Raw genomic sequence first — 9,350 nt, 5'->3', positions numbered from 1 at the left:
ATCGACGGCCTTTAACATTCCCCAAATCAATGACCAAATACTCGGAATCAGCATGCGTATTGAAGTTATGCAGCTCGTTCCCACTCAGGGTCTTAATTTCATAAGGGAATTCTTTACGCCGCACGGTGTTCACTCTACTCGGCATCACTCACCTCGTCGCGCAAATGGATATATCGGTTATATACATTATATACTATATGAGTGATTTGTCACCAGACTTGGTTGGAATGTAGGTTCTTGGTTATAGATAGGTAGCTTATTTCACACAAAAAACACTATTCCTATTCCCTCGCAACTCTCTTGGTGTTCTGTGGTTTTCCCCTGGAAATTCGCTATTTATCAGGATTCTTGGCAAATGTTGCCGATGTCATCGACATATAAAGTCCCTTTCTCGAATATCTTGTCATTTCTTTGCGCCATATCGTTTGTGATCGCATCACTTACAGGTATTATTTTGCAATACACATTCTAAAAATTGATTCTGTGACAATGCATGCTGCATTGTCGGTAGTAGACCTTTTCTGAGGATTTTCATGAACAACACCGAACAGCTTTTCTTAAATGAGCTGGATAACAAATTTTGGAAGGCCGCAGACAAACTGCGCTCCAATATGGATGCCGCTAACTATAAGCATGTGGTGCTAGGATTAATTTTTCTAAAGTATGTTTCCGATGCGTTTGAAGCACGCCAGCAAGAATTGATCACCTTGTTCCGTGATGTCGGCAATCCAGACAATATCTACGCCATATCCCGCGACGATTATGCAACGGACGAAGAGTACGCACAGGCGATTCAGGAAGAGCTGGAAGTTGAAGACTATTACACCGAGAAGAATGTGTTCTGGGTGCCGAAAGCCGCTCGTTGGGAAACGCTGAAAAACAAAGCGACTTTGCCCGTAGGCACCGTGCTGTGGGTTGATGAACTCGGGCAGGAAGTGAAGCTGCGCTCTGTTTCCTGGTTGATTGATAATGCACTGGATAAAATTGAAGACTCCAACCCAAAGCTAAAAGGCATTCTTAACCGTATCAGCCAGTACCAACTCGGCAATGAAGTCTTAATTGGCCTGATTAACACTTTCTCCGATGCCAATTTTAATAATCCTGAATATAACGGCGAAAAGCTCCAGCTTAAAAGCAAAGATATTCTCGGCCACGTTTACGAATACTTCCTTGGGCAATTTGCGCTGGCGGAAGGTAAACAAGGCGGCCAATACTACACGCCAAAAAGCATCGTTACCCTGATTGTTGAAATGCTCCAGCCGTATAAAGGTCGCGTGTATGACCCGGCTATGGGCTCCGGCGGGTTCTTCGTTTCCAGCGACCGTTTCATTGAAGAACATGCGGGTGAGCAGCATTACAACGTCGCCGAGCAAAAACGCAACATCTCCGTCTACGGTCAGGAATCTAACCCGACCACCTGGAAGCTGGCGGCGATGAACATGGCGATTCGCGGCATCGACTTCAACTTTGGCAAGAAAAACGCCGATACGCTACTGGACGACCAGCATCCGGATCTGCGCGCCGATTTCGTGATGGCTAACCCCCCGTTCAACATGAAAGAGTGGTGGAGTGCGAAACTGGAAGGTGACGTGCGCTGGCAATACGGCACACCACCTCAGGGCAACGCCAACTTTGCGTGGATGCAGCATATGATTCACCACCTGGCCCCGAAAGGTTCAATGGCGCTGCTGCTGGCAAACGGTTCGATGAGCTCCAACACCAATAACGAAGGCGAAATCCGTCGCAACCTGATCGAAGCCGATCTGGTGGAATGTATGGTGGCGTTGCCCGGGCAACTGTTTACAAACACCCAAATCCCGGCCTGTATCTGGTTGCTGACCAAAGACAAAACCGGTGGTAACGGCAAAGCGCACCGTAAAGGCGAAGTGCTATTTATTGATGCCCGCCAGATTGGTTTTATGAAAGATCGCGTACTGCGCGATTTCACTAAAGAAGATATTGCGAAAATCGCCGATACCTTCCACGCCTGGCAGGAAGATAAAAATTATCAGGATGAATCCGGCTTCTGCTTTGCCGCATCTATTGACGATATTAAGAAAAATGACTTTGTGCTGACACCGGGGCGCTATGTCGGTGCTGCCGAGCAAGACGAAGACGATGAGCCCTTTGCTGAGAAGATGACGCGTTTGACGCAACAGCTAAAAGTGCAACTGGAAGAAAGCGCTGAACTAGATAAGCAGATTAAGGCAAATCTGGGGGGGCTGGGTTATGAGTTGTAATTGGCGTATAAGAAAACTCGGTGATTTGGTTACATTCATGTCGGGAGGAACGCCTTCAAAAAGTAATAAAGATTACTGGGACGGAGAAATCCCTTGGATCAGCGCTTCTTCAATGCAATCAACTCGATATAGTGACTCCGATCTTCTAGTTACCGAGAAAGGAAGTCACAACGGGACGCGTTTAGTTCCTAAAGATACCGTATTGCTATTGGTGCGCGGCAGTGCATTACACAATAAAATCCCTGTAGGTATTACTACTCGGGAGGTTACTTTTAATCAAGATGTTAAAGCACTAATTCCTAAAACCCCAGAAATAACTCCTTTCTATCTTTTGTCATGGCTAATATCGATTAAAGGACTTCTTTTAACAAAAGTTGAGAATACCGGAATAGGTGCGGGGAAATTAGATACAAAAATCCTGCAAGATTTAGATATGCCCATTCCACCCAACGATGAATTATTACGACTTGAGTCTTTTTGTAAGGCCCTAGATGAGAAAATTATTCTTAACGAAGCAATCAACCAAACCCTAGAACAAATAGCCCAAACCCTATTCAAAAGCTGGTTTGTCGATTTCGAACCAGTAAAGGCTAAAATCGCAGTTCTGGAAGCGGGTGGTTCACAAGAAGAAGCAACTCTTGCGGCAATGACAGCGATTTCCGGGAAAGATGCTGATTCATTAGCTGTTTTTGAGCGCGAATACCCTGAACAATATGCTGAGTTAAAAGCTATGGCGGAACTATTTCCGTCTGCTATGCAGGACAGTGAGTTGGGGGAGATTCCAGAAGGATGGAATGTTTGTAATATAAAATCATCAGTAACCGAACTTCGTAGAGGTATATCTCCTAAATATACGGAGGAGACAGATGGTGTAATAGTAATTAATCAAAAGTGTATAAGAAATCATACAATTAACTTCTCTCTTGCTCGCTTACATGATTCGAAAAAAAGAACTATATCAGGTAGAGAATTACAAGTAGGAGATGTTCTTGTTAATTCGACAGGAACTGGAACCTTAGGTCGCTTAGCCCCTATTCGTTATTTGGCGGAGACTGTGATTGCCGATAGTCACGTAACCGTTGTTCGTGCAGATACAGCTAAAATAACTGCATCCTACCTGTCTGGATTGCTTATGAAATATGAGCAATTTATTGAATCTAATGGTTCCGGTAGTACAGGCCAGACTGAATTACGAAAAGAGGTTCTCGAAGAAATCTACTTCCCATGCCCTCAGCTGATTTTAGGCCAACTATTTGACAAGTTTACGAGTCGATTAAATGAAAAATTTTCTTTACTAGAACAACAAATTACGGTCCTTTCACAACTCAGAGACACCCTCCTCCCCAGACTCCTCTCGGGTGAAATAACCCTGCCAGAAGCAGAGACCTGGGCTGCGCAAGTGGATACCCAGGAAGCCTAATAAGGATAACGTAATGGAACTTTGGTTAACCCGTGCAGGGTCACAAGGGGAATTTGAGCAGAAATTCCTCGAAGAGGGGCGCATCTATCTTACTTGGGATGAATTGAACAACGATTTGTCCAAATTTGGTAGCCGCCAAAATCTGCTTGAATTATTGCAACAGGTTTACCCAAGCGAAAAGCTCAAACGCTTACAAAACCACAGTAGCCAGATCTGGCCCTTTGCCAATGTAATGCAGTGCGGAGACTGGGTGGTGTTGCCCTCGAAAAAACAACCTGTGGTCTATATGGGGCGCATTACTGGGGATTATGTTTATAACCCGGCAGGCCCAGATCCTTATTATCACTGGCGTAGCGTAGAGTGGTTCGGACAGGAGATCCCGCGATCCCACTTTGGCCAAGATCTGCTCTACAGTTTTGGCGCGTTTATGACCATCTGCCGTATCCAACGCAATAATGCGCTGGAGAGGCTGCAAGTCATGTACAAGAATGGTTGGCTGGCGGAAAAGATCTCATCTCAGATCTATTCCAGCCTGAGTGCTCCCCAATCAAATGCGGGAGATGTCTCTAACGATGCGGAGAGTGAACTTGATCTGGCAGATATAGCCAAGCAGCAGGTGATCAGGCTGATCGAATCGCGCTTCAAGGGGCATGAATTGACTCGCTTGGTCAAAGCTATTTTAGAAGCTCAGGGTTACACCACCTGGCAAAGCCCAGAAGGGGCAGATGGCGGCGTAGATATTCTGGCTGGCAACGGCGTCATGGGCTTTGGTAACCAGACCATCTGCGTCGAAGTGAAGTCTGGTAACGGCACGGTAGACCGTCCAACGGTTGATAAACTGTTAGGGGCAATGTCCAAATTCAACGCCAATCACGGCTTATTTGTTGCCTGGGGCGGCTTTAAGCAGCATGTCCAGCGTGACATGGCCTCTAGTTTCTTCCGCTTACGATTATGGTCGCAGGATCAGTTGCTAGACCAACTGTTTGCGGTATACGACAAACTGGATGACGAACTGAAAGCTCAGCTGCCATTGAAGCGGGTATGGACAGTCGTGACTGACGAATGAGGCTTTAGTTAAGCAGAGAGCCTGACTGAAAAACCTGCGTAATATTGAGGGAACATCAACATGACCGAAGAGCAGTTGGAGCAACAATGTCTTGCCTGGTTTGCCGAAACCGGCTGGGAGGTTCACCACGGCCCAGATATTGCGCCAGACGGTAGCGATCCGCAGCGTAGCTCTTATCATGATGTCTTCCTACGTGGGATACTGACAGACAGCCTACGCATGATTAATCGACACTTACCCGCCGACGTTTTCGATCAGGTTATAGCCCGGGTGACCCACGCACAAAACCCCGATCTGGTGGTCAGTAACCAAGCCTTCCATCATTTGCTGCTGGAAGGGGTGCCGGTGGAATACAAGAAAGGCGATGATGTAATCCATGACCACGCGTTCTTGATCGACTTTGCGCATCCGGCCAATAACCGCTTTATGGCGATCAACCAGGTGACTATCACTGGCGCTAAGCAGCCACGCCGCCCGGACGTTATCTGCTTTATCAACGGCCTGCCGATAGCCGTAATTGAATTAAAAAGCCCGAGCGATGTTAATGCCGATATTTGGGCGGCGTTTAATCAGCTTCAAACGTATAAAAATGAAATCAGCGACCTGTTTATTTGTAATGAAGCACTGGTGATAAGTGATGGTTATAACGCACGTATTGGTTCCCTCACTGCTGATGAAGAACGTTATCTACCCTGGAAAACCATCAACAACGAAGATGATAAACCTCTGTTGGAATGGCAATTAGAAAACGTGGTTAAGGGCTTCTTTAATCGTGAATTACTGCTCGATTACATCCGTTATTTCATCCTGTTCGAAAGTGACGGCAAACGTCTGATCAAAAAAATAGCCGCCTATCATCAGTTCCACGCGGTGCGTGAAGCGGTGAATGCGACCATTGTCGCTTCCACAGGTAAGTTTTTACCACTGCGTAGTAACATCAAACCCGGTAGTAAGAAAGCCGGGGTGGTGTGGCATACACAAGGTTCGGGTAAAAGTATTTCAATGTGCTGCTATGCCGGGAAACTCTTGCAGCAGGCAGAGATGAACAACCCAACAATCGTCGTGGTGACGGACCGTAACGATCTGGATGGTCAGCTCTATACTACGTTTTGCCAGGCAAAAAACCTATTGAAGCAAGAGCCTCAACAAGCCAGCGACCGGGATCAACTGCGCGAAATGCTGGCGGCTCGAGAATCCGGCGGCATCATCTTCACCACCGTGCAAAAATTCGCTCCGCTGGATGGCGAGCAAGCCCATCCGGCATTGAACCTACGCGACAATATCGTGGTGATTTCTGATGAAGCGCACCGCAGCCAGTACGGATTAAGTGCCACGCTGGATAAGGATGGGGCCTATAAATACGGCTATGCCAAACATATGCGTGATGCACTGCCGAATGCTTCGTTTATGGGCTTCACTGGCACGCCTGTCTCTTCTGAAGATAAAGATACCCGCGCCGTGTTTGGTGATTACGTTTCTATTTACGATATTCAGGATGCTGTGGATGACGGCGCAACCGTGCCGATTTACTACGAATCCCGGTTGGCCAAACTCGATCTGAACCATGAAGAACTGGAAGAGCTCTCCAGCCAGGTTGATTATCTGGTAGAAGATGAAGAGACTGACCAGAAAGAGAAAACTAAAGGTGATTGGAGCCGTCTAGAAAAGCTGGTCGGTTCCGAACCGCGTATTAAACAGGTAGCGGCCGATCTGGTTAAACATTTTGAAGCCCGCAACGCAACGATGAATGGCAAAGCGATGATTGTCGCCATGAGTCGCGATATCTGCGTGCGTCTTTATAATGCGTTAGTTGCGCTGCGCCCGGAATGGCATAGCGAGGATGTCGAAAAAGGTGAGATAAAAATCATCATGACCGGTTCAGCATCGGATAAAGAACACCTTCAACCGCACATCTACAACAAGCAAACCAAAAAACGGCTCGAAGCACGGTTTAAAGACTTGAATGACCCGCTAAAAATCGTGATTGTCCGCGATATGTGGTTAACCGGTTTTGATGCACCCTGTTGCCACACCATGTATATCGATAAACCGATGCGTGGGCATAACCTGATGCAGGCCATCGCCCGCGTGAACCGCGTGTTTAAAGATAAACCCGGTGGACTGGTGGTGGATTACATTGGTATTGCCAATGAGTTGAAGCAAGCACTGAAAACCTATACCGACTCCAAAGGTAAGGGGCAGACCACCATTGATGCCAGAGATGCCTTTGCGTTTTTGCTGGAAAAACTCGATGTTATTCATGGTATGTTCGCCAAAACGACTACCGATCCGGGTTTCGACTATTCAGCGTTTGAAAATAATCCGCAGCATGTTTTGCTTGATGCAGCGAACTATATTCTCGGATTGGATGACGGCAAAAAACGTTATTTCGACGTGGTGTTGGCGCTAAATAAAGCCTGGTCGTTATGCAGCACGCTGGATGAAGCGAAGCCGTTGCAAAAAGAACTCGCCTTCCTGTCAGCCGTGAAAGTGGCAATAATCAAACTCACCACCACCGATAAAAAGTTCAGCCAATCCGAGAAGAATTCACTACTGAGCCGTATTTTGGATAACGCCATAGTCGCAACTGGCGTGGATGATGTATTTACTTTGGCTGGGCTGGATAAGCCCAATATTGGCCTACTGTCAGACGAATTTCTGGAAGAAGTACGTGAAATGCCACAACGCAATCTGGCCGTTGAGTTACTGGAGAAGCTGCTTAACGATGGTATTCATGCCCGTACAAATAATAACGTAGTGCAGGAGAAAAAGTATTCTGACCGTTTGAGGGCCGTGCTGCTGAGATACAATAACCGCGCGATTGAAACCGCTCAAGTTATTGAAGAGTTGATCCAGATGGCAAAAGAGTTTCAGACAGCTATGGCGCGTGATGATGCGCTCGGTCTGAATCCTGACGAAATTGCTTTCTACGATGCGCTAGCGGAAAACGAAAGCGCAGTGCGGGAATTAGGTGATGAAACTCTCAAAAAACTCGCCATTGAAGTAACGGCTCAATTACGCAAATCCACGACGGTTGACTGGCAAGTACGCGAAAGTGTGCGCGCACGGTTGCGTATTCTGGTGCGGAAAACGTTGCTTAAATATAAATATCCGCCAGATAAAGCACTGGATGCGGTTGAGTTAATACTGAAGCAGGCTGAAGTGGTTTCTAATAGCTGGACAGCTTAATTAGACTGCTTTAGAAAATAATTTCATGTTCTCATGGGAGTAAGAAATGTCGTTAGGCTTGAGCAACACACTTGTTATTGGAATCAGTGCTACAGCGCTGTATGACATGAGTGAATCAGACTTCATATTCCGTGAGACTTATGAAACAGACCCTGACGGCGCGATTGAAAAATATCGAGCTTATATGCTTGAACATGAGAATAACCCGTTGGAACCTGGAACAGGCTTCCCTCTCGTGAAAGCATTACTTGGACTTAACAAATATCGTCAACCTGATGACAAATCTCCATTGGTAGAAGTTGTGGTTATGTCCAGGAATAGCCCAGATACCGGTATTCGTGTTCTCAATACCATTCGCTACGATAAATTAAATATTACGCGTTCTGCATTTACTGCTGGTGAAACGGTAGCAGACTACCTTGATGCTTTTGATGTGGATCTTTTCCTAACGACAAATGTTGAGGATGCACAAAAAGTTATTGATTCTCGATTTTGTGCTGCGGCTATTTTAAAAGATCCACCTTCAGATGCTACAGAAATTCCTGAAGGGCAAGTCAGAATTGCCTTTGATGGCGACGCGGTGCTTTTCTCAGATGAGAGTGAATTAGTTTATAAAACTCAAGGGATGGCGGCATTTCATGCACAAGAAGACGCCCAACAAGACATACCAATGGCCGAAGGCTCTTATGCAACCTTACTTAAAAAACTAGCACAACTTCAAGAACGTTTACCGACAAAGGTTGAGTATTCCCCGATACGTATAGCCCTTGTTACTGCCAGAAATAGCCCTTCCGAAATGCGAGTGATTAAAACATTACGTAGCTGGGGAGTATATGTGGATGAAGCTTTCTTTCTCGGTGGTGTTGAAAAAACCAAAGTACTAAAAGCTTTTAAACCCCATATTTTCTTTGATGACCAAGATATACACTTGGATGCAGCAGCAAAACTAGTCCCATCAGGCAAAGTACCTTATGCCAGTAGCTCAGAGCTTTTTGTCGCAAAAAAATAAATCCAATAAATATGATTAAACCATAATAAGTATTTATTAAATATAACGTGACAACACAATAGTTTTGATTTCACAGTAAACTAATTACAATTTAATTATTAGGCCATAGTCCCGAATGCTATTTTTTATTGTAAAAGAATTACATTGCGTGGCAAAAATGGTTCTATTTGGGGGCTATCAAGATACACTTTTCAACCAAAGCAATATAGCGCCCCGCCCCCCTTTCATTACTCTTCCTTATTACAGCTTCCAATAACTTGCAGCTATCTCATTCTTGCCGTAATTTCCCCCCTGTAAACTCGCTGTCGATGACAGTCGCCAATGTTTCCAGTATCAGGATGATACCAATGACCTGAGAGAAACGCCTTCGGGTGGTCATAAAGCCAAAGTCATATGGAATGGAGTGTGGTCTGAGACTGACGCTTT

Annotated in this window: 5 protein-coding genes; all 5 read left to right on the top strand. The window is 45.8% G+C overall.

The features are described from left to right. The first annotated feature begins 533 nt into the window (after positions 1–533). The 5 genes from ACNSO8_RS02670 to ACNSO8_RS02650 are packed head-to-tail and all read left to right on the top strand — an operon-like array spanning position 534 to position 8,924. Positions 534–2,240: a type I restriction-modification system subunit M gene (locus ACNSO8_RS02670; RefSeq protein ID WP_418393738.1), complete on the top strand. Its 1,707-nt coding sequence runs from the start codon at positions 534–536 to the stop codon at positions 2,238–2,240. Continuing rightward, positions 2,230–3,660 (top strand): restriction endonuclease subunit S, encoded by a 1,431-nt coding sequence (locus ACNSO8_RS02665; protein ID WP_418393737.1) that lies wholly within the window; start codon positions 2,230–2,232, stop codon positions 3,658–3,660. Before ACNSO8_RS02670 ends, ACNSO8_RS02665 begins: the two co-directional genes overlap by 11 nt. 13 nt (positions 3,661–3,673) lie before the next feature. Next, entirely contained in the window at positions 3,674–4,726 is a 1,053-nt protein-coding gene (locus ACNSO8_RS02660; RefSeq protein ID WP_418393736.1) for a restriction endonuclease, read from the top strand. A gap of 60 nt (positions 4,727–4,786) precedes the next feature. Further along, a complete protein-coding gene (locus tag ACNSO8_RS02655) occupies positions 4,787–7,915 on the top strand; it encodes a type I restriction endonuclease subunit R (protein WP_418393735.1) in 3,129 nt (1,042 codons plus the stop codon). A 46-nt stretch (positions 7,916–7,961) separates the two neighbouring features. Beyond that, complete coding sequence (locus tag ACNSO8_RS02650; protein ID WP_418393734.1) at positions 7,962–8,924, top strand: 5'-nucleotidase; 963 nt, start codon at positions 7,962–7,964, stop codon at positions 8,922–8,924. The last annotated feature ends 426 nt before the right edge of the window (positions 8,925–9,350 follow it).

It is taken from the genome of Yersinia sp. LJYL362, from assembly GCF_048323875.1.
The sequence above is the reverse complement of the archived record's forward strand: the minus strand, read 5'-3'. Positions and strand labels throughout refer to the sequence as shown.

Coding starts and splice junctions, on each gene's coding strand:
- ACNSO8_RS02670 (WP_418393738.1), top strand. CDS start 534: ATGAACAACACCGAACAGCTTTTCTTAAATGAGCTGGATAACAAATTT.
- ACNSO8_RS02665 (WP_418393737.1), top strand. CDS start 2,230: ATGAGTTGTAATTGGCGTATAAGAAAACTCGGTGATTTGGTTACATTC.
- ACNSO8_RS02660 (WP_418393736.1), top strand. CDS start 3,674: ATGGAACTTTGGTTAACCCGTGCAGGGTCACAAGGGGAATTTGAGCAG.
- ACNSO8_RS02655 (WP_418393735.1), top strand. CDS start 4,787: ATGACCGAAGAGCAGTTGGAGCAACAATGTCTTGCCTGGTTTGCCGAA.
- ACNSO8_RS02650 (WP_418393734.1), top strand. CDS start 7,962: ATGTCGTTAGGCTTGAGCAACACACTTGTTATTGGAATCAGTGCTACA.